At 70.6% G+C, this 25,737-nt stretch carries 25 protein-coding genes and 1 tRNA gene; 8 read left to right on the top strand and 18 right to left on the bottom strand.

The window, feature by feature from the left end; translation table 11 throughout:
• Positions 1–316 precede the first annotated feature (316 nt).
• The 3 genes from C5507_RS06940 to C5507_RS06930 form a co-directional block, all read right to left on the bottom strand.
• Positions 317–1,591, bottom strand: a complete 1,275-nt coding sequence (locus C5507_RS06940; RefSeq protein ID WP_104527804.1) for a two-component system sensor histidine kinase NtrB — start codon at positions 1,589–1,591, stop codon at positions 317–319.
• Positions 1,592–1,731: 140 nt separating this feature from the next.
• Positions 1,732–2,904 (bottom strand): HD domain-containing phosphohydrolase, encoded by a 1,173-nt coding sequence (locus C5507_RS06935; protein WP_130504155.1) that lies wholly within the window; start codon positions 2,902–2,904, stop codon positions 1,732–1,734.
• 182 nt (positions 2,905–3,086) lie between these two features.
• Positions 3,087–5,975 carry a putative bifunctional diguanylate cyclase/phosphodiesterase gene (locus tag C5507_RS06930; RefSeq protein WP_158657532.1) on the bottom strand — a complete coding sequence of 963 codons (2,889 nt, stop codon included), beginning with the start codon at positions 5,973–5,975 and terminating at the stop codon, positions 3,087–3,089.
• A gap of 749 nt (positions 5,976–6,724) precedes the next feature.
• Between C5507_RS06930 and C5507_RS22165 the strand changes: the two genes are divergently transcribed.
• The gene (locus C5507_RS22165) at positions 6,725–6,964 is read left to right on the top strand and encodes a hypothetical protein (RefSeq protein WP_130504154.1); all 240 of its coding nucleotides are present in this window, start codon (positions 6,725–6,727) and stop codon (positions 6,962–6,964) included.
• Positions 6,965–7,738: 774 nt separating this feature from the next.
• Here C5507_RS22165 and C5507_RS22160 read toward each other — a convergent pair.
• The 4 genes from C5507_RS22160 to C5507_RS22155 form a co-directional block, all read right to left on the bottom strand.
• On the bottom strand, positions 7,739–7,885 hold the full coding sequence (locus C5507_RS22160; RefSeq protein ID WP_158657531.1) for a hypothetical protein: 147 nt from the start codon (positions 7,883–7,885) through the stop codon (positions 7,739–7,741).
• A 660-nt stretch (positions 7,886–8,545) separates the two neighbouring features.
• Positions 8,546–8,884, bottom strand: coding sequence for a hypothetical protein (locus C5507_RS06920; protein WP_130504153.1), 339 nt, complete (start codon positions 8,882–8,884; stop codon positions 8,546–8,548).
• Between the two features lie 190 nt (positions 8,885–9,074).
• Positions 9,075–9,833 (bottom strand): hypothetical protein, encoded by a 759-nt coding sequence (locus C5507_RS06915; protein ID WP_104527799.1) that lies wholly within the window; start codon positions 9,831–9,833, stop codon positions 9,075–9,077.
• Entirely contained in the window at positions 9,830–10,009 is a 180-nt protein-coding gene (locus tag C5507_RS22155; RefSeq protein ID WP_130504152.1) for a hypothetical protein, read from the bottom strand. Before C5507_RS22155 ends, C5507_RS06915 begins: the two co-directional genes overlap by 4 nt.
• A gap of 494 nt (positions 10,010–10,503) precedes the next feature.
• On the opposite strand from C5507_RS22155, the gene C5507_RS06910 reads away from it, so the two are divergent.
• Positions 10,504–11,442, top strand: coding sequence for a site-specific integrase (locus C5507_RS06910; protein WP_158657530.1), 939 nt, complete (start codon positions 10,504–10,506; stop codon positions 11,440–11,442).
• Between the two features lie 211 nt (positions 11,443–11,653).
• On the opposite strand, the gene C5507_RS06905 is transcribed toward C5507_RS06910, so the two are convergent.
• Positions 11,654–11,726 (bottom strand) — tRNA-Asn (locus tag C5507_RS06905).
• A gap of 140 nt (positions 11,727–11,866) precedes the next feature.
• Here C5507_RS06905 and C5507_RS06900 point away from each other — a divergent pair.
• The gene (locus C5507_RS06900) at positions 11,867–12,076 is read left to right on the top strand and encodes a hypothetical protein (protein ID WP_104527797.1); all 210 of its coding nucleotides are present in this window, start codon (positions 11,867–11,869) and stop codon (positions 12,074–12,076) included.
• Between the two features lie 12 nt (positions 12,077–12,088).
• Here the strand turns inward: C5507_RS06900 and C5507_RS06895 are convergent, their stop codons facing one another.
• Genes C5507_RS06895 through C5507_RS06885 form a run of 3 tightly spaced genes read right to left on the bottom strand, consistent with a single transcriptional unit; the run spans position 12,089 to position 16,111 of the window.
• Positions 12,089–12,643, bottom strand: a complete 555-nt coding sequence (locus C5507_RS06895) for a hypothetical protein (protein ID WP_104527796.1) — start codon at positions 12,641–12,643, stop codon at positions 12,089–12,091.
• Positions 12,640–15,471 carry a DNA primase gene (dnaG, locus tag C5507_RS06890; RefSeq protein WP_104527795.1) on the bottom strand — a complete coding sequence of 944 codons (2,832 nt, stop codon included), beginning with the start codon at positions 15,469–15,471 and terminating at the stop codon, positions 12,640–12,642. Before dnaG ends, C5507_RS06895 begins: the two co-directional genes overlap by 4 nt.
• Positions 15,472–15,487: 16 nt before the next feature.
• Positions 15,488–16,111 (bottom strand): YdcF family protein, encoded by a 624-nt coding sequence (locus tag C5507_RS06885; RefSeq protein ID WP_104527794.1) that lies wholly within the window; start codon positions 16,109–16,111, stop codon positions 15,488–15,490.
• A gap of 161 nt (positions 16,112–16,272) precedes the next feature.
• Here C5507_RS06885 and aztD point away from each other — a divergent pair, with 161 nt between their 5' ends.
• A complete protein-coding gene (aztD, locus tag C5507_RS06880; RefSeq protein ID WP_104527793.1) occupies positions 16,273–17,568 on the top strand; it encodes a zinc metallochaperone AztD in 1,296 nt (431 codons plus the stop codon).
• Complete coding sequence (locus C5507_RS06875; protein WP_158657529.1) at positions 17,565–18,437, top strand: metal ABC transporter substrate-binding protein; 873 nt, start codon at positions 17,565–17,567, stop codon at positions 18,435–18,437. The genes aztD and C5507_RS06875 overlap by 4 nt, the downstream gene beginning before the upstream one ends.
• Positions 18,438–18,491: 54 nt before the next feature.
• Here the strand turns inward: C5507_RS06875 and C5507_RS06870 are convergent, their stop codons facing one another.
• Both C5507_RS06870 and dusB read right to left on the bottom strand, forming a co-directional pair.
• Complete coding sequence (locus C5507_RS06870; protein ID WP_104527792.1) at positions 18,492–18,944, bottom strand: hypothetical protein; 453 nt, start codon at positions 18,942–18,944, stop codon at positions 18,492–18,494.
• On the bottom strand, positions 18,941–20,101 hold the full coding sequence (gene dusB, locus C5507_RS06865; RefSeq protein ID WP_104527791.1) for a tRNA dihydrouridine synthase DusB: 1,161 nt from the start codon (positions 20,099–20,101) through the stop codon (positions 18,941–18,943). Before dusB ends, C5507_RS06870 begins: the two co-directional genes overlap by 4 nt.
• A 216-nt stretch (positions 20,102–20,317) precedes the next feature.
• Between dusB and C5507_RS06860 the strand changes: the two genes are divergently transcribed.
• Positions 20,318–20,695, top strand: coding sequence for a type IV toxin-antitoxin system AbiEi family antitoxin domain-containing protein (locus C5507_RS06860; protein WP_158657528.1), 378 nt, complete (start codon positions 20,318–20,320; stop codon positions 20,693–20,695).
• Positions 20,692–21,396 (top strand): type IV toxin-antitoxin system AbiEi family antitoxin, encoded by a 705-nt coding sequence (locus C5507_RS06855; RefSeq protein ID WP_104527789.1) that lies wholly within the window; start codon positions 20,692–20,694, stop codon positions 21,394–21,396. Before C5507_RS06860 ends, C5507_RS06855 begins: the two co-directional genes overlap by 4 nt.
• A 91-nt stretch (positions 21,397–21,487) precedes the next feature.
• Here C5507_RS06855 and C5507_RS23295 read toward each other — a convergent pair whose 3' ends face one another.
• The 4 genes from C5507_RS23295 to C5507_RS06840 form a co-directional block, all read right to left on the bottom strand.
• The gene (locus C5507_RS23295) at positions 21,488–21,613 is read right to left on the bottom strand and encodes a hypothetical protein (protein ID WP_278044313.1); all 126 of its coding nucleotides are present in this window, start codon (positions 21,611–21,613) and stop codon (positions 21,488–21,490) included.
• 9 nt (positions 21,614–21,622) lie between these two features.
• Positions 21,623–23,020, bottom strand: a complete 1,398-nt coding sequence (locus C5507_RS06850; RefSeq protein ID WP_278044312.1) for a glycine--tRNA ligase — start codon at positions 23,018–23,020, stop codon at positions 21,623–21,625.
• A 144-nt stretch (positions 23,021–23,164) separates the two neighbouring features.
• Positions 23,165–23,761, bottom strand: a complete 597-nt coding sequence (locus tag C5507_RS06845) for a hypothetical protein (RefSeq protein ID WP_130504151.1) — start codon at positions 23,759–23,761, stop codon at positions 23,165–23,167.
• A 77-nt stretch (positions 23,762–23,838) separates the two neighbouring features.
• A complete protein-coding gene (locus C5507_RS06840) occupies positions 23,839–24,135 on the bottom strand; it encodes an antibiotic biosynthesis monooxygenase family protein (RefSeq protein ID WP_242610951.1) in 297 nt (98 codons plus the stop codon).
• Between the two features lie 77 nt (positions 24,136–24,212).
• Here C5507_RS06840 and C5507_RS06835 point away from each other — a divergent pair, with 77 nt between their 5' ends.
• Positions 24,213–24,647, top strand: coding sequence for a Fur family transcriptional regulator (locus C5507_RS06835; protein ID WP_104527785.1), 435 nt, complete (start codon positions 24,213–24,215; stop codon positions 24,645–24,647).
• A gap of 267 nt (positions 24,648–24,914) precedes the next feature.
• On the opposite strand, the gene cofC is transcribed toward C5507_RS06835, so the two are convergent.
• Positions 24,915–25,586: a 2-phospho-L-lactate guanylyltransferase gene (gene cofC, locus C5507_RS06830; protein WP_104527784.1), complete on the bottom strand. Its 672-nt coding sequence runs from the start codon at positions 25,584–25,586 to the stop codon at positions 24,915–24,917.
• Positions 25,587–25,737: the final 151 nt, after the last annotated feature.

Genomic DNA, 25,737 nt, shown 5'->3' with positions numbered 1-25,737 from the left:
TGGCCACCGCTCCGGACCTTGATCGGGCGGCCCGGCTGCCCCGGTCGAAGATCGCTCAAACGGCGCCCGCCGCCGCCACGTCGAGGTCAAGCCGAAACGATCCAGGCCGCGCTGCGCTCGGCGGAGCTGACCCAGCCAAGGCATTGACCGGCGCGTACGGGCCAACGTGGGCTTGCACGCTCACCACAACCAGGACCAGCACGCCGCTGCTTGAGATTCGAAGCGCATGGAATCTCTGACAGCGCCCCGTGCGGCACAGCCCTCGACGGTCGCCCGGTGCGCCGCAAGCTCACCGCACTACACGAGACCGACAAGTTCAGGCGCCGCGCTCCGCAGGCACGTCCGTCGGTCGTCCGTCGATTGGTAGGCGCACGGTGAAGGTGGTTCCTTGCCCGAGGACGGATTCCAGCGTGAGCGTGCCGCCGTGGCCCTCCTGCACGACGCCGCGAGCAAGCGGCAGTCCCTGCCCACTGCCGCGACCGACATCCTTTGTGGTGAAGAACGGGTCGAAAATCTTCGCCCGCACGTCGTCCGAGATCCCGCCGCCCGTGTCACTGATACAGACGATGACGTCGTCGCCGTCGAGCGCCGTCGTGACGGTGATGGCACCCCGCCGCCCGGTCTCCTCGATGGCATCCGCAGCGTTGACGATGAGGTTGAGAAACACCTGGTTCAGGTCGGCGATGTTGCACAACACCGGAGGTAGGTCGGCCAGCTCCATGGTCACGTCGGCGACGTCGCTGATCTGGTGGCGTGTCACTGTGACCGTGGCCGCGACCGCCTCGTTGAGGTCGGCCGGCACCTGCTCCTGATGCCCCGGGTGGCTGAAGGTCTTCATCGCCCGGACGATCCGCGATACCCGCTCGATGCCCTCCAGGGTCTGTTCCACCGCGCTGGGAATTTCCTTCTCCAGGTAGTCAAAATCGATGCCGGCCTCGACCTCCCGCACCCGCTCCTGACGTTCGACCCAACCGATCGGGTTGGAAGTGTCCAGCAGCCCGCGATAAACCTCCACCACCCGAATGAGTTCCTGGTAGGCCTCCTCGAGGAAGCGGGCGTTGTCACCGACGTACTGGATTGGCGTGTTGATCTCATGCGCCAGACCGGCCGACAGCCGGCCCAGAGATTCAAGCTTGGATTCCTGATGAAGCTCGGTCTCACGCACCTTGTAGTCGCTGATGTCTCGGGCGACGGCCGCTATACCGATGACCTGGCCGTCCACATCCACGATGGCCGAGAGGCTCACCGATGTGTGCAGCATCGCGCCGTCAGATCGGAGGTGCACCGTCTCGACGGTCGCCCTGTCGCCCGCCAGCACTGTGTCCAGCACCGCGCGCACGCCGCCATCGCCGTTGGTGACGAGGACGTCGAGCTGCTGCCCCAGAACCTCCTCCCGCGGATACCCGTACAGCCGCTCAGCCGCGGCGTTCCAGTCAGTGATCCGGCCGTCCGGCGACATCGTGATGATCGAGTCGTCGCTCGAGGCGAGCACCGCCGCGTAGCGGGCTAACTCGAAATCTTGCGAAGCCAGCCGCGTCAGAAGCTCGTTGTCCTGGGAAGTGAAGGGGGGTTGGTGATGCGACGGATGCATGGGGTCCCCGATTGTTGGAGGTCGGCCGTCCGCGATAGCACGGGACGTCCCTGTCGGTCTGGTCGAGTCCGCCGAGCGATGGGTGTTGCTGCTGAGCCGCCACTGAAGCAGCGCAGGGCGCCCCAAGGCGGTAGGAGGAGCTACCCCTGAACGCGCATCCGGCGGTTGACCCGGTTCTGACTGATGTAGTTCTCCAGGCGGAGGATCAGGGGATCGGTAACGACCGTGCCGCGGCTGATGAGCATCACGCCGTCGGTGGTGAGGATGTCGTCGAAGATCACCATGTCGGGTTCCAGGTCGTCGATGTCAATCTCGCGGGGCTCGCCATGGAGCTCCTCCCCGCCATGGAGGCCGATGAGTGCCTCCAGGACGCGCGGGTCATAAGCGCCGGCGTCGCTGCTCATCGCGCTCAGCGTGTCCTGCACAGAGGGGCGCTGGGACTTGCCTAGGTCGAAGTCCGCCGCCGCCCGCAGAATCCGGGCACCAAGGGGAAGATCAGGACCTCGCGGAGCAGCCGGCGGGGCCATCCGCCCGTCGAAGCGGACCCGCTGCCAGCCGATGGCCTCGGCCACGCCCTCCAGTCGAGGAATTGCGCTGACCAGCTTGCGACTGACCTCGGGTACCCGATTGGCCATCTCGGCTTCGTCCTCGTTGAGCGGCCGGCCAGTGTCGAGCTTCTCCAGGACGTTCGGTGGCAGCGTGACCGCGCCGAGCTGAGACAGCATCGCCGTCACTTCGAGCTCCCAAGGCTCCTCGACCCCGAGCGCCTCGGCGAGCTCAGTGACGGTCCGCGCGATGCGGACCGCCCGGCCGAAGGCAGCCGGCTGTGCCAGGGACAGCGTGGCCGTCAGCGCCTCTACCGTTCGGCGCAGGGTCGTGCCCATGAGTTCCTTCTCGGCGGTCACGAGACGGTTGAGCTCGACAGCGCTGCCGATCTCCTCCAGCAGCACCTCGGGAGGGCATGGCTTGGTGAGGAACCGGTAGATCTGGCCTTCATTGACCGCCGTGATGGCGGCCTGGGTGTCGGCCTGCCCGGTCAGCAGAATCCGCACGACGTTCGGGTAGAGCGACCGCACGTGGGACAGGAAGGTTGCCCCGTTCATCTGCGGCATCCGCATGTCGGAGACCACGACGGAGACCGGCTCGGCCTTCATCAGCTCGAGCGCTTCCGCACCACCGTTGGCCGTGTGCACCGTGAACCGCTTGCGCAGCTGACGCCGCAGTCCATCGAGGATCGCTACCTCGTCGTCCACCAACAGGATCGACGCGGTATCGGCCGACGACCGAGTCAGCAACTGAGCAGGGAGAGACAACGGAGCTCCTGGGTGACCATGGGGTGGCGGTCGGCGACGTAACGCCTGGTGCTTTTTCGGCACCGCCGTCCCGAACTCAAGGGGAAGGGCCGCTTTCTCTATGGCAGCGACGGACGGCAGACGGGCTGCCCCGTGCAGCTACCCACCTTGTAGGTGGCCGCACGGGGCAGGCCCTCAGGCGACTACGCCATGACCGGGACCGGTATCCCTGCGAGGAGGGTGTCGAGCACGGCAGCCGGATCACCCGGCCGACCGAGGAGGTAGCCCTGCGCCCGGTGGCACCCCATGCCCTGAAGCGCATCCAGTTGGGCCGATGTTTCCACCCCTTCGGCTACGACGCGGAGCCCGAGACCCTGCCCGAGACCCACGATGCCGGCCACAAAGGCGGAGGAGTCCTCGTCGGTGAGCTGCGCCGTGAAGGCCTGATCGACCTTCACCTCGGTCACGGGCAAGCGACGCAGCTGCGCCAAGGACGAGTAGCCGGTCCCGAAATCGTCCACGGAGATGCCCACACCCAGTTCCCGAAGCCGGTGCAGGTTGGCGTCCCCTGCCGCGACGTGCGACATCACCTGACTCTCCGTGACTTCTACGACCAACCGGTTGCACGGCAGCCCGGACTCCATGAGCACTTGGTGCACCAAGTCGGCGAAGTCAGCCTTGTTCAGTTGGACGGCCGAGACGTTCACTGCCAACTCCAGATCGATCCCCTGCTCACGCCAGCCCGCGACGACGCGGCAGGCCTCGCGAAGGATGTACTCCCCGATCTCCTCGATCATTCCGCTGTCCTCGGCGATGGGCACGAAGAGGCCTGGAGATACCAGTCCCATCTCCGGGTGATACCAGCGCGCGAGGGCTTCCACCGCAACCACTCGGCCGCTGGCCAGATCGATCTGCGGCTGGAGATGAACTCGGAACTCGCCGCGGCCGACCGCGCCGCGAAGCTCCGTTTCCACTCGCAACCGCTCCGGCGACTGTTCCAGGTGCACCAGTCCGCGGGCCTCGGCCCTGACCCGGTGCATGTCTTCGTACGCGCGCTCGATCAGTCGTTGGCTGAGCCCGCGGCGGTCATGTGGTCTCGCGAGGGGCGCCGCCTCCGCGACGGCGAATCCGATGGCAAGGTCGACGAACACGTCTTCGCCACCGACGCGCATTGGCGCGGTCAGATTGCTCCGGACCCTGGCCGCGACGTCCTCAGCATCCGAATCTCCGACGCCAGGAAGGAGCACTACGAACTCGTCGCCACTGTAGCGAGCCACGGTGTCCCCTTCCCGTACCACCGCGGCGCTCAGGCGACCAGCGACCTGCCGCAGCAGCTCATCTCCGGCCCGGTGCCCGAGGCTGTCGTTGATCCGCTTGAGCCGGCTGACATTGCAGAAGAAGACGGCGACCTGAACCCCTTCCCGGTCGACCTCACCGAGCGCGGACTCCAACCGGGCTTCGAACAAAGCGCGGTTCGGCAGGCCGGTGAGCGCGTCGTGGGAGTCTTGCCGCCGGATTTCCTCCAGGAGCCGACTGTTGTCCAGGGCCACTCCGGCCAGCCCCGCGAGTCCCCAGAGGCGCTCGGTGAGCACCTCTCCGAGAACGGGCGGGGGGGTGGTCTCCACCCAGTGGGCGAGAACGATGCCCACAAGTTGGTCATCGACCTTGATGGGAACCGCACCGATGGCCTCGACACCGAATTCATCGAGCATGTCGCGCGCCCATGTCGAGCCGCCACGGTCGACGAGCATCGGAAGACCGGCAGCCACCATCTCGCGCAGTTCGGGACTCTCCTCAGGGGTTGCCACGTACTGCGCCAGCCGCTCCGCGAGGTCCGCCGGCCACCCGCTCGAGCCGGGCACCCAGATGCTGCCCACACCGGGTTCCCACAGCGCGACTGCGGAGCGGTCAGCGCCGGACAGCACCGGGACGGCCTCGGCCACCGACTGCGCGACCGCGCTGACCGTGCGGCGCCCAGCCAGTGAACGGGCGACCGTGAGGAGCAGCCGAGCGGTCTCCTCCTGCTCTCGAACCTCAGTCAGCAGCACCGAGTTTTCGATGCCGACCGCCGCGTGCTGGGCGTATGCCGCGAGAAGACCCTCGTCCTCCGGAAAGAACGCCTGCCCAGGGCTGGCCACCGCAGCGAGAACTCCATAGTGACGGGTCGCCGAGGCCACCTCCACTGCCAGGACCTCCGCGCCTTCGACGGACCGGATTCCTGGCTCCAGCGGCCTTTCCCTGAGGGTTTCCAGCACCGATTCGTCGAGCCCGCGGGACCGTACATGGCGCACGCCTTTCGGCAACCGGAGATCGAGCAGGTGCCCGCGGGCGTGGACGGCACCATCGGCACGCTCGGCGACCCGGTCCAACGTCTCCTCCAGTGAGCCGCCGCTGACCAAGTCGCTCGCAGCCGAACGGAGTCCACGCAGCCGCTCCTCGGCGTGCGCGATGGCGTCCTGGCGACTCGCGGCAGCCACCGACAGCCCACGCCAACGACGCCACAATGCTCCGGCACGATGCTCCCGCCAGGTCACCGTGTATTCGCACTCGGGTGCACCATCCACCTGGCAGGTCTTCTGCGCGACGCGCGCCGGCGGCAGACCGAAGAGCACAGGGACCTGCTCAATCATGCCGATGGCGTAGTCACAATCCAGACGGGTGGGTCGCCGCGGCGGCAGGACGCGCCATGCCAACTCCGCCTCCCCGGCCCGCGCAGCGACACAGCGGGTAACAGCCGTGCTGTCGAGCCGGGTCGACACCCGTGATACATGCCGAAACACGGCGGCAGGAGAGCCGACCACCCGCGTCAACGCCCGAATGGGCGCCAGCGCAGGGTCCTCCAGGGCAGCTGCTCCCAGCTTCAGCCCGAGGCGCGAGTCATCGAGCTCACGGGCGACCGCGTCGAAAAGCTGGAGCATCACGGAGTACGACACCCGACCATGAGCGCTCTGCAGGTGCGCCTTCTTCGCGAGTAGCCCGGCCCGCTCAAGCACCTGGTCGACCGCCTGCTCGCCGCCCTCCTCGGCCACAATTCGCAAGATCAGGCGGGTGCTCAGCGTGGAAGTTCCGCCCTCCGCGTACCCAGACTCCATGTCAACTCCCCGGTTTCTTGCCACCGCCCCAGCTGCTCCGGAGCTCAAGCGACTCGCCGTTGTCATCGGCCGGGATGGCTTTTTACTTAGAAGACGAGGTCATCTCCCCCTCCGTAGGGTTAGTCATCCTCAGTTTCGATTTGCGCCCTCCCAAGCAGATCAACTAGCTCGCGTGGAATCTGCCCGCATCCGCTCATCAAAGCTAGCGAACCAAGGTCGCGCGACCATCTATATTCGCCTGGTAATTTCGGGTTCCGTTAAGACCGCCCGCGGGGCACGCGCGAGCGAAGAGGCTTGCCCGCAAGGTCCCGCGTGCATCCCTACAGGGGCAAGAGCGCAACTCGACGCTTCAGAAGAAGCCGACGGCGACCGACACGAGCATCATGACAGAGCGACGTACCACCGAAACGGTCCCCGCGAGACAGCAAGCATGCGACCGAGTTTCCGAGGACACAGGACGCACAGCAGCATTGAGGTGTCAGAACGGCGACCGGCCGCCTGGAGTCAGGCTGCCCGTGGATGCCTCGCGGGACCGCAGGGACCACGCGTTCTCGGGCGCACATCCCGAAGCTTGGGCCCTTCCTGGAGCCGACAGCGCGTCGCCGATGTCCCGACGAGTCGGCATGCTCTCGCGGCACGCCTTGGCACCCTGCAACGGACAACCGCGCAAGCCTCCAGCGGGCCAAGGGCGGCTGCGAGTGTGGTCGTGGTGGCAGCGCGACCTCTTAACGGCCAAGGAGCTGGTCTGTGTGATCGCGGTCAGCAATAGGACTGATGTGGACGACGCTCGTCTGCGACTTGAACTGACGGGGCATGCGGCCGTCGGCATAGAAGGACCGGCCAACCCGGGGTTTGCCACGGCAATGGAACAGCCCTTCCGGCTGATCTGGATGACGCTGGACGATTATGTTGCCCGCTCCACCCGCTGGCTTCGAGAAGAACAACTGCACGCGCTGCGGACACTGGCCAGCACGGAGCCCTCCTCATAGACTCGGGCGTGCAGGCCTTCAGAGATTGCAACGAGTTCCAACGGCGCCACGGCAAGCCGTGACGCCCGCCGATATGGCACCGTCGACCTCGCCGGCAAACCGATTTGCTCAAAGACAACGGCGTGCAATGAACCATCGCCAGCACTCGGCCATGAAACAACTTTCGCCAGCTCGATGGTCCACGCTCCGGCAAGGAACAGATCTGCACGGCCTCCATCGACGCTCGGTGGCTACCCAACGGACGAGGATGGCGTCGCCGTCCAGACGTGCGGTGAGCGCGGCCAGCTGCCGACGATGGTCGGTCGTGGAACATGTGCGGGTCCCCCGGCATCGGTGTGATGTCGTCGACGCTCCGCAGAGATGTTCAACGAGCCGTCACCTGCAGCAGGGGTGACAGCGAGCGGTCACGTCACCGCGAGAGCAGCGCTGTCCCGCTCTTGCGTCCGGGGACACTCGGCATCCCGCAGCGAGGGGGTGAGGAGCGAGAAGCAAGGGTGACGTACGTGAGGTGCAATAACCAAGGCGCCCTCATCCGTTCCCAGCAGGGCACTCATGTGCTGCGGGAGCCGATCCGCTACCGGGCCCCCGCGGGTGCACGCGTTCTTGGTGGCTGCGGTGAACGTCAGGATCGGCAAGCGCGGTACCGGGCACGACCAGATTGAGGTCCCACTGCAGCCGCAGGTCGCCTACCGCTGGCAGCGGAGTCAGCAGCAGCGCGGTGATACCCACCGCGAGCAGCTACACCGTTACGGGCGCTGCGATGGCCCTCAAACTTCATGCTTTGGCAAGACGAGCAGGCTTATGGCTGTCGATGGCTTCCTCGCTGTGCGCCCGATCGTCGTTCCCGGCGGTGGGCGCCCAGCCGACGGCCGCCGTCCCCCCGCAGCGGTGGCAGGTCGGCCGGGTGATCCGCTCGCTCACGCGGTCTCCTGAAAATGACCGGCGTGGATCTCCCGGTGCCGTCGGCGATCCTGTCACGGCCGAGCCCCACGACTGGGCATCAGGGGATGAATGGTCACCGCCGTCCACAGCTGAGCGTCGGTCGGGCCGTTCGGCGGCTTGTAACGAGCCGCTGCGGCGAACTCCCTGGCGGCGTCTGCGCTCATCGTCCAGTCGTCGGCGCGCAGGCGCCACCCGCGGGAGCCGCGGGTGGCGCCTGCGGTCGCGCACGCTGCGTAAGCAGCGGGAGACTCCCTGGTATGAATCCTGCACCCTCCTGCGACCACTGGAACTGCAACCAGCTGGCGACCGAGGTTCAGGCGCCAACCCTCGTCGGGCGACGGGTCAAGCTCGTCCTCTGCGGCGACCATGGTGCCCGACTTCGCGCCGGAGAGACCCCTAATGTGCTCCAGGAGCACCTTGGCGGCGGCGACGTGCGAACCATCGTCTGGCTCCCTCAGCGGGGAGACGCGCCCGGGCCTGGGCCCTCCTCCTCCTGACCGGTCCTCGACCTCGCTGACGCCGCGCCTGATTGCTCCAGGGCTCCCGGTGGCGGCTTGCGAGTCCTCGACCGCTGCCAGCAGAACCACTGGGGTCACCTCGGCTGCCTCTGCGTCACGGGGGCCGGCCTGGCTGCGCCGATCAGGAACGTCTCGTCGCCACCGGCTTCGCCGGAGTGGCCGCTCGCTGTTCGGTCACCTTCGTCAGCCGCCGTACCTCGGCGGTGTCCAACTCCAGTAGCGCGGCCGCCCGCTCGACCGGCACGTCCTCGGCGAGCAAGGTACGCAGCGTCTCGCGGAGCGCCGCCGTCGCCGCCAGCAAGGCCTGCTCCGCCTCGCTTCGCGCCTCCAGCGCCACCAGCGCCTCGGCCGTCGCCTCCTCGACCCGGCGGTCCTGTTCATCGCGAGCGACGTCCAGCGCTCGTCGTCGTTCCCGCGCCTTCGTCAGCGCCGCCGCCTGCCGACTCACTGTTCTGGCCACCGCTTCCTCCGCTCGTCCGGCTGACCGACCGCCGGATCGTCACACGGCCTCGTGACACGGCTGCCGACCTGAGCGTCACCCCCAGCAGCCCGGCGACCGGAGCCGGCGTCACCCCACCCCTCCGACCTGACACACCTCTTGCTCGACCGGAATACGACGGTCCGGTGAGAGGAGAGGTCCGCTACTCGCTCTACAGCTCGTGAAGCCGAGAGTAGTTGTCTTGCGGCGCGGAGAGCCCGTCAGGCAAACGAACCTCATAACCGAGCTGTTGGAGCGCGGCGACGGCTTCACCCGGGGCATCCCGCACGACCGCTCGGATCTGCATGCGGCGCCAACGCTCGCGCCCGGCGGCGAGGGCCTCGCGCCACCCCTTCTCATGGTCCACACCGAGCTCACGGACGAGCATGTCGAGCACGTCTTCAAGGCTCGGGCGGAACCTGCTACCCCCGACGGGAAAGTGGAGGTCGGACATCTGGGGTACCGCAGCGCCTTGAGCGACTCGACCGGCAAGCCGCTGCCCGCGCGGTGATCCGACGCCCGCTCGTGTCATGACGAAAGTAAGGGCGTCCCGGTGTCCGTGGATCTGGACGTGGGCTCCCGGGACATCGCCCGTCGCAGCACGTAGGTACTCGTAACGAAACAGCGGTTCGCCGGCGGCCTTGGCGCCGGCATAGACCTTGACGGCTGACTCATCCACAGCGAGGTACTGCCCTGGGCTGTCCCACACGCAGTAGTACTCAGCCGTGAGGTTCAGGAGCGGAGCTCCATCGACAGTGAGCGGAATCCCCGTACGAGGCTCCTGGCGAACACTGACGTGATCAAGGCCTTGACGGTGGAGCGCCCGGGCACCGAACGCTTCGACATGGCCGCCCACCACCGCTTGAACAGTGGCGGTGAGGTCGGCAGCGAACCGCTGCGCTTCCGCGACGAGGGCGTCCCCGGTGGTCACTCGGACAGGAGGTAGTCGAGCTCGTTCAGCTCGGTGAGGGCAGCAAGCTCCTCGGCATTGAGCATGTAGCGGGCGGCGCGGTCCCGCAGGTCAGACTCATCCCCGCCTACGCAAGCGAGAACCTCCGCGCGGCGACGCCTCGCCTCTTCTACGGACAACATCTCCACAGCCGGCACGGCACTCCCCTCCCTCGATCATGGTCCGCCGGGTGATCGGCTGGCTCCACTATGCCCATCGGCACCGACAGTTTCGAGATCAAGCCCAGCCTTGTCCGCCGCACCCCACGACCGGAGGACAACTGGAGCCTCCCCAGGAGCCTGGACGCGGCCTTGGCCGAGAGGCGTCATGCACAGGCCGGCGAGCTTTTCCCCAGACGCGCAGCTCCGCGCCCCGGCATGCCCGCCGGCCGTGCATCATCCTCACGGTCGGGCCCCAGGCCCGAGCGAACGAGAGAGGAGGAGCTGACATGGGAAGGCCTCCACTGCCGGTGGGGACCTTCGGCCAGATCCACTTCCTCAAGCTCGGCAAGCACCGCGTCGGCGCCCGCACCTACTTCCGCGACCTCGACGGTCGTCGTCGACTGGTCACCCGCTACGCCGAGACCCGAGCGCACGCGGAGCGACGACTGCGGGAGGCACTGCGCGACCGTGCCACGGGCGCCACTCCCCCGGTGCCGGTCGACAGTCGCCTGAGCGTCGTGGCCGCCCAGTGGCTAGCCGACATCGACGACAGCGATCTGGCAGCCGGCACGAAGCGTCTGTACCGCTTCGTCAGCGAGTCCTACGTCCTTCCGAGGCTTGGTGAGCTCCGCTTGCGCGAAGTCACCGTGCCCGTCATCGACCGTCTGCTGACCTCGGTCAGCCAGGAACACGGACCCGCAGCCGCGAAGTCAACCCGAAGCGTCGTCTCCAGCATCCTCGGCCTTGCTGTCCGCCACGGTCTGCTTCCGATGAACCCCGTCCGCGAGACCCCGGCTCGCCGAGCGACACGCGGCTCCCGCCGCCCGCGGTCGCTCACCGTCGCGGAGACGCGCGAGCTGCTGGCCCGGCTTGACGACGACCCCGCCGCCGTGCTCCAGGGCCTCCCCGACCTGGTCGCCTTCATGCTCGGCACCGGCCTGCGCATCGGCGAGGCCTGCGCCGTCGGCCCGACCGACATCGACTTCGCTGCGAGCACACTGTCGGTCGGCGGCACCGTGACCCGCGATCGGCTACGCGGTCTCTTCATCCAGGAACGACCGAAGTCCGACGCCGGCCGGCGCACCATCGCGCTGCCGCCGCGGACGGTCGACCTCCTGCGGCGCCGTCTGAACGATCCTCCCGGGGAATCCGACCTGCAGGTGGTCTTCCCCAGCAGGAAGGGTCTCCTACGCGACCCGAGCAACACCAGCGGCGATCTCCGCCAGGCTCTTGACCGAGCCGGATTCCCTTGGGTCACCTCGCACACGTTTCGCAAGACCGTGGCGACCCGTCTCGACGATGCTGGTCTCTCCGCACGCCAGATCGCCGACCACCTCGGGCACAGCCGTCCCAGCCTGACCCAGGACGTCTACCTCGGCCGCGGCACGGCCAGCCCCGAAGCGGCTGAGGCTCTGCACCGCAGCTTCTGATCGTCGGGCTGCACGGCGCGCAAGTCGTGCGGCGCATCGCCCCTCGCCGGCACGTGTGACCCCGCCGTCTCCGCACAGGCCGGCCCGTGGACCTGGGCTGACATGACCAGGTGAACCCGCCGCCGAACTCTTAGGTGGTGAGTTTGTGATGTGTCGGAGCGACATTTTAACACCCCAACGCGGCCTTACAGGCTGCTGACCTGCGGTTCTGCTCCCCCGACTGGACTTGAACCAGTAACCCTGCGATTAACAGTCGCATGCTCTGCCAATTGAGCTACGGGGGATCAGCGGGCGCGACCCGCTGGCCCGACGAGAGTACCCCACCCCCGCCGAGGGCTCGCGCAGGGCTCACCGGCGGCGAAGCGTTGTGCGCCACAGGTAGCGTGACCTTCGTTCATCGCGCGTTCACCCTGTGGAGGTTCCCGTGGCCAAGCTGTCGTTCCTCGCCGGATTCGGTGCCGGGTACGTCCTCGGGGCGCGTGCCGGCCACGAGCGGTACGAGCAGATCCGTCGCGGCTGGGAGCAGGCCAAGGACGACCCGCGCCTGCAGAGCCTGGCCGGCATGGCGCAGGCCCGCGCCGACGACGCGGTCTCGGCGCTCAAGGCGCGCATGGGCGGCGAGCCCCCGCGCTGACTCCCCGCCGGGTCAGCCCGGCTGCTCCGCGGCCAGGGCCTCGCTGAGCTTCTGCCGGGCCACGTCCCTGGCGACGGGATCGTCGCGGTCGGCGTCGTCGTCGAAGACGACCGTCCACTCGCGGGCGGCCTGACCGGGCACCCGGCGGGCCACCAGCAGCACCCCTCCCCCGCCGGGCAGCGGTGAGCGGCGACTGGTCAGGATCGTCTGGTCCACCCGCCTGCGCACCACGGCGGGGAGGTCGCCGGCGTCGGAGAGCACGTGCCGGACCGTCGGCTGCCGCGCCTGGACGCCGGGCTCGACCTCGGCCAGCGGCGTCACGGTGAAGCTGCCGCCGCCGTCGTTGGTGCCCGCCCAACGCGCCGCGCCCACCTCGTGCCACGGCAGCGCGTCCGCCGCCCCGCCGGCGACCACCGTGCGCAGCCCGCGCGAGGTGGCCACCAGCCAACCGTCCTCGCGGGCCAGCGGCCCCCAGGCCAGGACCCGCTCGTCCGGGTCTTCGACGGCGGCCCGCACCGGCTCGGGCGGCCCGGCGAACCGGCGCCGCAGGGCGTCCAGCACGCTCATCCCAGCCCCCCGACGGCGCGCTTGCGCAGCGAGATCGCGAGCTGCTCGAGGTCCATCAGCTGCTTGAACGCCTTCATGTAGTCGTCGGCCTGCTCCACCGGGTTCATCCGCTGCAGCCGGCCCTTGATGCCGGCGATCTCGCGCACCGTCGCCATCTCCTGCAGCCGCGCCAGGATCGCGTTTACGTAGGTGGGGTCGGAGTCGCCGGTGACCGACCGCATCGGCTCGACGGCCAGCGCGGTGAGCAGGGCGCGGGCGCTCTCCCGGTCGCAGTGCGCGGCGAGCTCGTCGAGCCAGGCCGCCCCGGTCACGGTGGCGCCGGCCGCACCGCCCGCCCCGGCCACCGCCGCAGCGACGGCGGCGTAGTCCGGGTCGGTGTAGGCGCTCGGCGGGATGGCGTCGAAGGTGGGCCCGGCGTACTCGGGCACCTGCAGCGCGGCCTTGACCGCCTCCCGTTCCACGGCGACCGCGGCGTCGTCCGGGGTGCGCTTGGGCGCGCGCGGCCGGCCGCGCGACGGCGCCCCTCCGCCGTTCCCGGTGAGCCGGCGCACCCGCTCCTGCACCTCGGCCTCGTCGGTGTTGCCGATCATCCCGGCCAGCTCGCGGGCGTACGCGGGGCGCAGCGCGTGGTCCTTGATGCCGGCGACCAGCGGCACCGTCTTCTCCAGCGCTGCGACCCGGCCCTCGACGGTGTCCAGGTCGTAGCCGGCCAGCGTCGTCTTCAGCACGAAGGCGATCAGCGGCGTGCGGCGGGCGACCAGGTCGCGGACGGCGGCGTCGCCGTGCTCCTGGCGCAGCTCGCACGGGTCGTTGCCGTTCGGCTCGACGGCGACGAACGTCTGGCCGACGAACCGCTGGTCCTCGGCGAAGGTCTTCATGGCCGCCGCCTGGCCCGCCGCGTCGCCGTCGAAGGTGTAGACCACCTCACCGCGGAACTCGTCCTGGTCCATGAGCAGGCGCCGCAGCACGCCGATGTGCTCGGCGCCGAACGCGGTGCCGCAGGAGGCCACCGCCGTCGTCACGCCGGCGAGGTGGCAGGCCATCACGTCGGTGTAGCCCTCGACGACGACGGCCTGGTGGCGCTTGGCGATGTCCCGCTTGGCCCGGTCGATGCCGTAGAGAACCGAGCTCTTCTTGTAGAGCGGCGTCTCCGGGGTGTTGAGGTACTTGGGGCCGGGGTCGTCGTCCATGAGCTTGCGCGCGCCGAAGCCGATGACGTCGCCGGTGATGTCGCGGATGGGCCAGATCAGCCGGCGGTGGAACCGGTCGATGAGCGTGCCGCGGGAGGACTCCTTGGCCAGCCCGCCGGTGACCAGCTCCGCCTGGGTGAAGCCCTTCGCGCGCAGGTGCCGGGTGAGGGCGTCCCAGCCGCCGGGCGCGTACCCGCAGCCGAAGTCCAGCGCCGCCTGCCGGTCGAACGCCCGGTCGGCGAGGAACTGGCGGGCGGGTGTCGCCTCGGGGGTGCCGAGCTGCTCGGCGTAGAAGGCGGCCGCGGCGGTGTTGGCCGCGACCAGCCGTGCCCGCTGGCCGACCGAGGCACGGTCGGGGCCCGCCGTGGGACGGCCGCCGTCGTCCTCGTACTTCAGCTCGATGTTGGCCCGGTTGGCCAGCAGCTCGACGGCCTCGGCGAAGGAGAGGTGGTCGATCTGCTGGACGAAGGAGATGACGTCGCCGCCGACCCCACAACCGAAGCAGTTCCCGGTGAGGAGGTTGTCCTCGAGGGTGAAGGCGTGCGTGCCAGGAACCTCGGCGCAATAGACCTCCTCCACCCGGTCGGACCACTCGACCGATTGGACGACCCAGTTCTTGCGCTCGTACTTCTTGTCATTCGCCAGGAATCGCCGGCGGTGCTGCTCCAGCAGAAAGAACGACTCGGGCAGGCCCTTGGTCATGAAGCGGACGTTGTAGATGTCGCTGGGCACGCCGTCGATACCGACTCGGGTCTGCTTCGCGACGCCGAAGGTGCCGATGCCGAGACGAGTGCACAGCGTTCGGACGTACTCCAGGTCCTCGACGCGAGCCGAGTTCAGGATCGCGTCGCCGTCCTCGGCGACACATCCATCGGCGGCGAAGTAGCCGGCCAGCCACCCCAACAGGTAGGACATGTCCTCGTCCAACGAGGGGCGCTCGTCCTTGAAGTAGGCGGGCAAGCCGTAGTACTTGGTGACGCCATCGCCTTCCCAGCTACGACAGCCTGCGAAGTAGGTAGCGAGCTGCGCATCCTTCTCACCGAACAGGTTGGCGACTGATCCGGCGCCGCCGCGCGTTCCGTCGCCGTAGACGAGCCCGCGCGCGATACCGAACGGGGATGGCCTCGTCGCCGGGTTCAGCACACGGCTCATCGGGAACGAGTGCGAGAGCCGGTCCCCTGCGCGCAGGTCTTTCGTGAACTTCTCGCGACGGTTCTGCCGCAGAGCGCCGGACGGGACGAACCACCGGTGCTCGTCCGTCGCGTGAACCACCTTGGTGCGACCGTTTCGAGTCAGGGTCAGCTTCATCAGCCTCTGGATGCCGTAGGCCTTGAACGGCGCCTCGACCCAGCCTCCGTCGCCATTCAGAACTCGAACGGTCTTGCCCGCGAGCTCACGGATCGGCACCACGCCGTCCTGCGTGAGAACCCCCGTCTCCCCCGCCAGGCAATGGAAGAGGTTTCTCGACGGGGTCACCTGGAAGGACGGCGACTTCTCGTCGTGGAACGGGCACAGGCCCTTGAGGCTGCCGCCGCCGGCGCGCTTGAGCTGCAGGTGCTCGCCGACGATCTCGTCGATCTTGCTGCGTTCCCGGACCAGCGCGATGTCGGCGGCCCTGATGCGACCCCGTCCGGCCATCCTCTACGTCACTCCCTCAGCCGATGCCGGGTGCGCCGGCGATGCTCTCGCCCGTCACGCGGTAGAGCAGATACGCAGCAGTCTCCCGCAGGATGTAGCGGAACTGGGTGTTGCGGGTCTGGACGGCCGGACCCTGACGGGTCGGCGAGCTCTCCGCCTCCATGCCGGCGTCCTGGGCCATCCGCTGGGCGCGCATCGCGTGCCACGGGTCGGTCACCACCAGGGCCCGCTGCCAGCCGCGCTCGGCGAACGCCGCCCCGACCACCCGCATGCTCTCCAGGGTGTCCCCACCCTCCGGCACCGCGAGCAGCGCCTCCGCCGGCACCCCGGCCCGCGCCAGGTAGTCCCGGCCGGCTTCGGCCTCGGCGAACTGGTCACCGGTGGCCTTGCCCCCCACGGTCACGATCACCGGGGCCACGCCGGCCTCGTACAGACCGATCGCATGCTCCAGCCGGGCGGCGAAGATCGAGGACGGGACGCCGTTGTACTGCGCCGACCCCAGCACCACGATCGCGTCGGACTGCGGGCGCGAGTCCTGTCGCGCCGTCCACCAGATGCCGAGCGCCGTGGAGACGACGAGCAGCACGGCAGCCAGGACCGCGGCACCGACCAGCCTCGTCAGCAGACTCCACACGACCACCCGTCATGGGTACCACGCGGAGCTGACGCGGCGCGTGGCACCGCCCCGTCCGCCCGCTCCTCGACGCGTCGCGCACCGCCTCGGGCGACCCTAACTGGGAATGATTGTCGTTATAGATAGAGTGACGGCGTCCCCTTCCAGCACCGACCGCAGGAGAGCCCGTGCGCGTCACGCCCCATCTCCCCCTCCCCCTCCGCACCGCCGCGCTCGCGGCGGCGCTGCCCCTCGCCCTGGCCACCGGCTGCGCCTCGACCGACGGCGGCGCCGCGGCCTCGCCCCCGACGTCCGAGGCACCGGCGTCCGCGGCGCCCACCGAGGTAGGTGCCAGCGCGCCCCGGCTCGCCCTCACCTACGACGGCGGGGTGCAGATCCTCGACGCCACCACGCTCGAGGTGCTCGCCGACGTGCCGATGGAGGGCTTCAACCGGCTCAACCCCGCCGGCGACGGCCGGCACTTCCTGGTCTCGACCCAGGGCGGCTTCCGGCTGCTCGACGGTGGGGCCTGGGCCGAGCCCCACGGCGACCACGACCACTACTACACCGCCGAGCCGCAGCTCACCGACGTGCTGTTCCCGGCCGAGAAGCCCGGTCACGTGGTGGCGCACGCCGGCCGCACGGTCCTGTTCGACGACGGGACCGGGGACGTGACCGCCTTCGACAGCGCGGACATCGCCGACCCCGACGGCGAGGTGCTGGCGTTCTCCACGCCGGAGGCCCACCACGGCGTCGCAGTGCAGCTGGAGGACGGCTCGATGCTGGTATCCGACGGCACGGAGGACACGCGCAGCGGTGTCCGCATCCTGGACGCCGACGGCGAGGAGATCACCGCGCGCGACGACTGCCCCTCCGTCCACGGCGAGACCGTGGCCGCCGGCGAGGCGATCGTCATCGGCTGCCAGGACGGCGCCGTGCTCTACACCGGCGGGGAGCTCACCAAGATCCAGAGCCCGGACGCGTACGGCCGCATCGGCAACCAGTTCGGCAGCGAGGACTCCCCGATCGTGCTCGGCGACTACGAGCGCAGCGCCGAGGACCGCTCCCGAACCGTCGCCCTCATCGACACCACGACCGCGTCGCTGCGACTGGTCGACCTGCCGGCGCCGTACTGGTACCAGTCCTTCGACCGCGGCCCGAACGGCGAGGGCCTGGTCCTCACCTACGACGGCGCGCTGCAGGTGATCGACGTCGACTCCGGCGCCGTCACCCGCTCCATCCCGGTGACCGGGCCCTGGGAGGAGTCCGACGACTGGCAGGACCCGCACCCCCAGGTCGCCGTCGTGGACGGCATCGCCTACGTGACCGAGCCGGGAACCCGGCAGATCCACGCGGTCGACGTCGAGGCCGGGGAGGTCTGGAAGAGCGCCGACCTCGAGGTGACGCCCAACGAGCTCTCCGGGGTCACGGGCGACGTCCAGGAGCACGCCGAGCACGAGCACGAGGGCGAGCACGACGAGTGACGCGGGCAGGCACCCTCGGCGTCCTCACCGTGACGGGCTGCCTGGTCTGCGGGCTCGCGGCGTGCGGCGGCGAGCCGGCCGGTGCCGACGACGGCCGGGTGGACGTGGTGGCCACGTCCTACCCGCTGGAGTTCGTCGCCGAGCAGGTGGGCGGGGACCTCGTGACGGTCATGAACCTCACCCGGGCCGGCGGCGACAGCCACGGCCTGGAGCCCGCGCCGCGGGACGTCGCCTCCCTGGTCGAGGCCGACGTCGTCGTCCACCTGTCCGGAGGGCTCCAGCCCGCGGTCGACGACGTCGTCGCGCAGCAGCGGCCCGAGCACCTGGTGGACGCCGCGCCGCTGGCCGACCGCGCGGAGGACCCGCACTTCTGGCTCGACCCGCTGCGGGTGGCCGAGCTCGCCGGCGAGGTCGCCGGCGAACTGGCGGCGGTCGACGCCCAGCACGCGGCCGAGTACGCCGAGGGCGCGCAGCGGCTGCAGGCCTCGCTGCGGGAGCTGGACGAGCGGTACGCCGAGGCGCTCGCACCCTGCCGCGGCGCGACGCTGCTCGCCTCCCACGAGGCGTTCGGCTACCTCGCCGACCGGTACGGGCTGCACCAGATCGGCGTCGCCGGGCTCGATCCGCACGTCGAGGTCTCCCCCGCCCGGCTGCGCCGGGTGGCCGACGAGGTGCGGAACACCGGCGCCCGCACGGTCTTCTTCGAAGCCGCCGCGGGGCTCGGGGTGGCCGAGACGCTCGCGTCCGAACTGGACCTGGCCGCCGACGTCCTGCACCCGATCGAGCGGGTGGGCGACGGGCAGACCTATCCGGAGCTCATGTCGGCCAACCTGGACGCGCTGCGCCGCGGACTGGCCTGCGCCGGCTGACGCGGGCCCGGCCCTCGACCGGTTCGCACGCCGGTCGCGGGTCGGGTCCCCGGATCAGTCCCCGGCGGACAGGCCGCAGACGCGCGGCCCGTCCTCGTTGACCACCCGGAGCTCCGTCGTCGAGCCGTCGGCCCAGGACACGGTCACGAGCTGGACCGCGGAGCCCTCGGCCTCGTCGTCGCGCACCTCGCCGACCTCGCCCGGCACCGCGCCGAGGTAGGCACCGGCGACCTCCTCGGGATCCAGCCGGGTCTGCTCGGTGCCGCACAGCAGCTGGTGGGCGGTCTCGGTGTCGCCGGCGGACAGCGACGCCACGAACACGCCGGCGGACTCCGTCGCCTGCTCGCCCGGGGAGCCGTTGACCAGGTACATGACGCCGACCATCGCCGGGGAGAGCAGGGCGATGCCCACGATCACCCCGATGATCCAGCCCTGCCGGCTGCGCGGGGTGCCGGTGTGCAGCGGCGCCGGGCCGTCGTCGTAGAGGAAGGGGCCCTGGCTCGTCATCCGCCGCTCGTCTCCAGTTCGGCCCCCACGGGCGACCGCGGGTCGTCCCGGTCGGCCAGCCAGCCCTCCGGCAGGGCCACCGGGCGCGGCGTGCTGGTCCGCCCGCGCGGCGCACCGAGGACCGCGGTCGGGTAGGGCTGGTCGGCGATGCCGGCCAGCAGCTCGGCCAGCTCGTCGAGGCCGCTCACCATGGCCAGGGCGCGGCGGGTGTCGGAGCCCACCGAGAAGCCCTTGAGGTACCAGGCGACGTGCTTGCGGAAGTCGGTGCAGCCGTGCAGCTCGCCCTGCTCCTCGCTCAGCAGCTCGGCGTGCCGGTGCATGATGGCGGCGACCTCGCGGAAGGTGGGCAGCGCGCGGCGGGACTCCCCGGCGAAGGCGGCGGCGAGGTCGCCGAACAGCCACGGCCGGCCCAGGCACCCGCGGCCGATGACGACGCCGGCGCAGCCGGTCTCGGCGACCATGCGCAGGGCGTCGTCGGCCTCCCAGATGTCGCCGTTGCCCAGCACCGGGATGTCGACGGTCCCGACCAGCCGGGCGATCGGCGCCCAGTCGGCGGTGCCGCTGTAGAGCTGGTCGGCGGTGCGTCCGTGCAGGGTGATCGCGGCCGCCCCCTCGTCCTGGGCGATCCGACCGGCGTCGAGGTAGGTGACGTGGTCGGCGTCGATGCCGATCCGGGTCTTGATGGTGACCGGCACGTCCTTCGCGGCGCGGACCGCCTCGCGGACGATGTTCCGGAGCAGGACGCGGCGCCACGGCAGCGCGGAGCCGCCGCCCTTGCGGGTCACCTTGGGCACCGGGCAGCCGAAGTTCAGGTCGATGTGCGCCGGGCGGGTGCCGGCGACGCCCTCGTCGACGAGCATCTCGACGGCGCGGCCGACGGTGGCCGGGTCGACGCCGTAGAGCTGGACGGAGAACGCGTCCTTCTCGTCGGGGGTCGCGCGCACCATCTGCAGCGTCTTGGCGCTGCGCTCGACCAGCGCCCGGGTGGTGATCATCTCGCAGACGTAGAGGCCCGCCCCGAACTCGCGGCACAGGGTGCGGAACGCCGGGTTCGTGATGCCGGCCATCGGCGCGAGCACCACGGCGGGGTCGACGGTGAGGGCGCCCAACCGCAGCGGCGGGAGCGCCGTCGTCGTCGGCTCGAGCGTGGCGGTCACGCCACCCAGGGTAGGCGGCGACGACGGTCACCCTCGCCGCCCGCCCGGGTGAGTCGCCGCCCGGGTCAACCCGCCCCACCGTACCCGGGGCCGCGCCACGGCACGGCTCACCAGACCGCGGCGCGGCTCGAGCCGCGACACGTCCCCAGCCCGGCCTCCGTCCACGGATCGGCCGAGGTCGCGTGCGGCCCGCGGTGGAGGCCGGACGGTCGTCCCGTGACCGCTCCCCTGCCCCTCCCGCTCGCCGTCGACGAACCCGCACGCCGGCGCCTCGGCCTCTTCACCACCGCCGACCTCGCCGCACGGGGCGTCACCGAGCGCGAGGTGCGCACGGCGGTCCGCACGGGCGCATGGGTGCGGCTGCGCACCGGCGTCTTCGTCAGCGCCGCGGACCTGGCCGAGGTCGACCGCTCCGACCGACGACATGGGCTGGAGGCCTTGGCCGTCGTGGCCGGCCTCGCCCGTCCGTCCGCCGTCCTCAGCCGGGAGTGCGCGGCCTGGGTGTGGGGGCTCCCCCGACCGCGCACCGCCACCCCGGTCACGGTGCACCTGACGGACCCGCACCACTGGCGCCAGGGCGTGGCTGGCGGATGACCCGTGCCGCGCTGCCCGTCGACGAGGTCACCGTCCGCGGCGCCTGCCGGGTGACGACGGCGGCGCGCACGCTGGTCGACGTCGCCCGCACGTGGCCGGAGGTCCACGCCGTCGCCGCGCTCGACGCCGCGCTGCTGCGCGGGCTGACGACCCGCGCCGACGTGCGGCGCGTCCTCGGCAGGCAGGCCACCGTGCCGGGCATCCCGCGCACCGTCCGCGCCCTGTACCTCGCCGACGGCCGGGCGGAGTCGTGGCTGGAGACCTGCGGCCGGTTGACGCTCGACGCGCTCGGGCTCCCGTCGTTCGTCTCGCAGGTCGAGCTGTGGGTGGAGGGAGAGCTCCTCGAGGTCGTCGACGGCTGGTACCCCGAGGCCGCGGTGGCGGTCGAGTTCGACGGTCGCATCAGGTACCGGCGGACGCAGTTCGGCCGCACCGCGGAGCAGGAGTTGTGGGAGGAGAAGCGCCGGGAGGATCTGCTCCGCTCGATCGGGGTGCGGTTCCTGCGGGTCGCCTACGAGGACCTCAGCGGCGGGCGGCGGCGGCGACTGGAGAAGTCGGCCCGGCGGCTCCTGGCCGTGCCCGGCCCCGAACGGCGGGAGTCCCGGGCGGTCCCGCGACCCGAGGGCCGAGCACGAGGGGGTGACGGCGAGGACGACGGCTGGCTCGCCCGGGCCGACGACGGCGTCGGCCGACCGGGTTGAGCCGCGCCGTCGCCCCCTGGGCCGCGCAGTGGCGCGGCTCAGGGGTCGACCGTGCGGGTTGGCCCGGTGCACGGCCCACGACGAGGCCCGCTCAGAACGGGTGGACGCGGGGCTCCACCTGCATGCCCTTCCAGCGCAGTTCGGTGAAGGCGTCGATGCCGGCCTGGCCGCCGGCGCCCGGCTCCGGGGGCGGAGGCGGGCGCCGGCAGTACGGCACGGGGCCGGATCAGCAGCCGGGGAGCTTCGCAGCGAGGTAGGACTCGACCTGGCTCAGGCCGACGCGCTCCTGGCTCATCGAGTCCCGCTCCCGCACCGTGACGGCGTCGTCCTCGAGGGTGTCGAAGTCGACGGTGAGGCAGAAGGGCGTGCCGACCTCGTCCTGGCGGCGGTAGCGGCGGCCGATCGCGCCGGCGTCGTCGAAGTCCACGTTCCAGTTCCGCCGCAGGGCGCCGGCCAGGTCGCGGGCCTTCGGTGAGAGGTCGGCGTTGCGCGAGAGCGGCAGGACGGCGGCCTTCACCGGCGCCAGGCGCGGGTCGAGCTTGAGCACCGTGCGCACGTCGACGCCGCCCTTGGCGTTGGGCGCCTCGTCCTCGGTGTAGGCCTCGATGAGGAAGGCCATCAGCGAGCGGGTCAGACCGGCCGCGGGCTCGATGACGTACGGCGTCCAGCGGGTGTTGGTGGCCTGGTCGAAGTAGGACAGGTCCGTGCCCGAGTGCTGCGAGTGCGTCGACAGGTCGAAGTCGGTGCGGTTGGCGATGCCCTCCAGCTCACCCCACTCCGAGCCCTGGAAGCCGAAGCGGTACTCGATGTCGACGGTGCGCTTCGAGTAGTGCGACAACTTCTCCGTGGCGTGCTCGTAGTGCCGCAGGTTGTCCGGGGAGATGCCGAGGTCGGTGTACCAGCGGGTGCGCTCGTCGATCCAGTACTGGTGCCACTCCTCGTCGCTGCCGGGCTCGACGAAGAACTCCATCTCCATCTGCTCGAACTCACGCGTCCGGAAGATGAAGTTCCCGGGGGTGATCTCGTTGCGGAAGGACTTTCCGATCTGGCCGATGCCGAACGGCGGCTTCTTGCGCGCGGCGCCCATGACGTTGGCGAAGTTGACGAAGATGCCCTGCGCGGTCTCCGGGCGCAGGTAGTGCAGCCCGGACTCGTCCTCGATCGGGCCGAGGTAGGTCTTGAGCATCATGTTGAAGTCGCGCGGCTCGGTCCACGCGCCCTTCGTGCCGCAGTTCGGGCAGGAGATGTCGGCGAGGCCGTTCTCCGGCAGCCGGCCCTTCTTCTCCTCGTAGGCCTCTTCCAGGTGGTCGGCGCGGAACCGCTTGTGGCAGCTCTGGCACTCCGTCAGCGGGTCGGTGAAGACGCCGACGTGCCCGGAGGCCACCCACGTCTGCCGCGGCAGGATCACCGAGGAGTCCAGGCCGACGATGTCGTCGCGGCTCTGGACGACGGTGCGCCACCACTGCTTCTTGATGTTCTCCTTGAGCTCGACGCCCAGCGGGCCGTAGTCCCACGCCGAGCGGGTGCCGCCGTAGATCTCGCCGGACGGGAAGACGAACCCCCGGCGCTTGCAGAGGTTGACGACCTTGTCGAGGCGTGCGGAATCGTGCGTGGCGGTGCTCACGGGGAGGGGCTCCATCCGGCTGGCGGTCGGCGGTGGCCTTCCTGCAGGGGCCCGCCACGAGCGTGCGAGTGGCGGGGGGGGGCAGGGAGGTTCTTCAAGACGTTAGTCGTCCCGCGTCGGCCGGTCCCGGGCGCGGTCGGGTGCTCAGGCCCCGTCGAGGAGGAGCATCCAGGCGACGGCGGCGCCCACGATGACGAGGATCGGCAGCAGGGTCAGCACCACCCAGGGCCAGCGGCGGGAGGTCCGACCCACCGCCACCGGCTCGACCGGCCGCCGGCTCATCTCCGGGGAGCTGAACGCCAGCGTGCGGTCCCGCCGGGTGGAGACGGGCGGCTGCTGCATCTCGTCGGTGCGCTGCGAGGCCAGCCGCCGGGCCTCGATCCGGGCGACGGCGTCCTCGCGGCTGATGGCGGACAACGGGGGCGGCTCCGGTGGTGCGGTGGCCGGGGGTGCGGTGGCCTCCTGCCCGGCGTCCGCCGGTGCTGCATCCACCGGTGCCGCGTCCGCCGGTGCTGCCGGGGCCGGGGGCGCCGTCGCAGGGGGCGCGGTGGCCGGGAGCGCGTCGGGTGACGGCGGCGGCACCCGGCCGGGGACCTTCGTCGTCGGGGCATCGGTGGGTGCGCGCAGTCCCGCCCACTCCTTCGGCAGCGCCGGCGGCGGCCGGTCCGGCAGCGGCGGCAGGGCGATGTCCCGCGTGCGGTCCTCGGGCACGGGGCGATCGGGGTGCACGGACTCGGTCATGCGGGCCTCCACGGGGTTCGGCGGTCCGTCCTCCGACGGCGGCGATGTCGCCGGAGGAGTGCCCGTCCCGCGGCGGACTACGCCTGCCGCGTCCCCGGAGCGGCGTCGGCCGGCGGCAGGTAGGCCCCGGGCTCGTCGAGGGCGTGCACCCAGACCGGCGCCCCGGCGATCTTGACCTCCGCCGCGGAGAGGGCCCGGCGGTAGGCGCCGACGCCGTCCCACCGGGTGACCATCGCCCACAGCCCGGGGTCGTCCGCGGACGTGCCGAACTCCCCACCGCGGAACCCGGGCCGCGCGGCGAGCGCCGCGAGCAGCGCGTCCAGCTGCTCGACCAGCTCCGCCGCCTGGCCCGCTCCGACGCGCAGTCGTGTCACCGCGAACACCCAGATCTCCCGTCGTCGCCCCGTGGTCGTGCGCAGAACGTGCCATGCGCGCCTGTCACCATGGACGCATGGTCCGCACCACCCGGCAGCGCGCCGCCGTCCGAGCCGTCTTCGCGGACCTCGAGGGCTTCCACAGCGCCCAGGAGGTGCACGCCCGGCTGCGCGGCTCCGGCGACCAGGTGGGCCTGTCCACCGTCTACCGCGCCGTGCAGTCGCTGGCCGACGACGGCGAGCTGGACTCCATCCGGACGGACACCGGCGAGGCGCTCTACCGCCGGTGCAGCCCGCAGCACCACCACCACCTGGTGTGCCGCACCTGTGGGCGCACCGTGGAGGTGGCCGGACCCGCCGTGGAGCAGTGGGCCGACCGGGTGGCCGACGAGCACGGCTTCGCCGACGTCAGCCACACCCTGGAGATCTTCGGCATCTGCGCCGACTGCCGCAGGGCCCTGCCGCATCAGGACCAGCCGGTTCATGAGAAGTCGCAGACGGCGTCGACGTAGACCAGCAGCAGGAACTGCTTGCCGTCGTAGAGCTGCACCGTGAAGGAGACGACGTCGCGCTACTCGACGCCGTCGAAGGTCTCCTCGGAGAACCCGTGTCAACCACGGCTGTGCGGGATCCTCGGCCGCCGCGACTGGCGTCTGGTGCCCCTCGACAAGCGGGTCCTGGCAGGAACCACGTGGGGCGTAACACCACGGCAGGAAACTGCTTGCCGGGGACGGCCTCGCGAGATCCGTTAGACGAGCTGGAAGGCGACCCGCGCCCGTCTACGGCCATCGGGCCAGCGCCGCCTCCGAGCTGCTGTTCACGAGCGTCAGCAGAACGGTGGCGGTGTGCAGGCCCAGTCCCAGGTCTTGGACACGCTTCAGATCATCGAGGGTGTCGACGTCCTGACGCAGTCCTGTCAGTTCGGGTAAGCAGATCATCTGCGCGCCAGCCTGGCTGTGGAGTGTGGCGGAGCATTCACCGAACTGGGGCCAGAACTCCGAGAGCGATCGGGCCGCGAACATTGTCGTCCCGTCCCCTCTGGCGTCAGGCACGAAGGCGGTCGACGTTCTGGACGCATGAGTCAGCGCCTGCGCGAGTTCATCCGGTCGCAGGGCCGGGAGATCGCCGGTCAATGCCGCCACTCCATACCGGGACCGCTTCGTGTCACATGCTCCTGCTCCGCGGCGGAGGGCGTCGTTCAGCGTGTCCGTATGGGCATCAGCTACATGCTGCACCCGCGGGGAGCCGAGGAGGCCCTCCCACCGCGGATCGCCGCTGACGACGACCACTTCTTCAACACCAGGACAGGCAAGGACGGCGTCGCAGACATCGCGGGCCATGGCAACCACAAGGGCGCGCCTGACGTGGATCGGCAGGTCGTGCAGGCGTGACTTGGCTCGCCCCAGGGCCTTGAGGGGAAGAACGACGATCCAGGCCGTCGGCGCCGTCACGGCAGCGGGGACAGGGTGAGCCGCGCGCGGCCCTCGTCGGAGCGGGCGGTGGCGATCCGCTCGGCCGAGGGGGTGCCGTACTCCGTCGTCCGCTGGCGGGCCGGGCGGCCGATCGCGGCGGCCATCGCCTCCAGCTCGGCGATGGTCTTCA

Source organism: Blastococcus saxobsidens, from assembly GCF_002938435.1.
Taxonomy (GTDB): Bacteria; Actinomycetota; Actinomycetes; order Mycobacteriales; family Geodermatophilaceae; genus Blastococcus; species Blastococcus saxobsidens.
The sequence above is the reverse complement of the archived record's forward strand: the minus strand, read 5'-3'. Positions and strand labels throughout refer to the sequence as shown.

Coding starts and splice junctions, on each gene's coding strand:
- C5507_RS06940 (WP_104527804.1), bottom strand. CDS start 1,591: ATGCATCCGTCGCATCACCAACCCCCCTTCACTTCCCAGGACAACGAG.
- C5507_RS06930 (WP_158657532.1), bottom strand. CDS start 5,975: ATGGAGTCTGGGTACGCGGAGGGCGGAACTTCCACGCTGAGCACCCGC.
- C5507_RS06895 (WP_104527796.1), bottom strand. CDS start 12,643: ATGAGCGTGCTGGACGCCCTGCGGCGCCGGTTCGCCGGGCCGCCCGAG.
- dnaG (WP_104527795.1), bottom strand. CDS start 15,471: ATGGCCGGACGGGGTCGCATCAGGGCCGCCGACATCGCGCTGGTCCGG.
- C5507_RS06870 (WP_104527792.1), bottom strand. CDS start 18,944: ATGACGAGCCAGGGCCCCTTCCTCTACGACGACGGCCCGGCGCCGCTG.
- C5507_RS06855 (WP_104527789.1), top strand. CDS start 20,692: ATGACCCGTGCCGCGCTGCCCGTCGACGAGGTCACCGTCCGCGGCGCC.
- C5507_RS06845 (WP_130504151.1), bottom strand. CDS start 23,761: ATGACCGAGTCCGTGCACCCCGATCGCCCCGTGCCCGAGGACCGCACG.
- C5507_RS06835 (WP_104527785.1), top strand. CDS start 24,213: ATGGTCCGCACCACCCGGCAGCGCGCCGCCGTCCGAGCCGTCTTCGCG.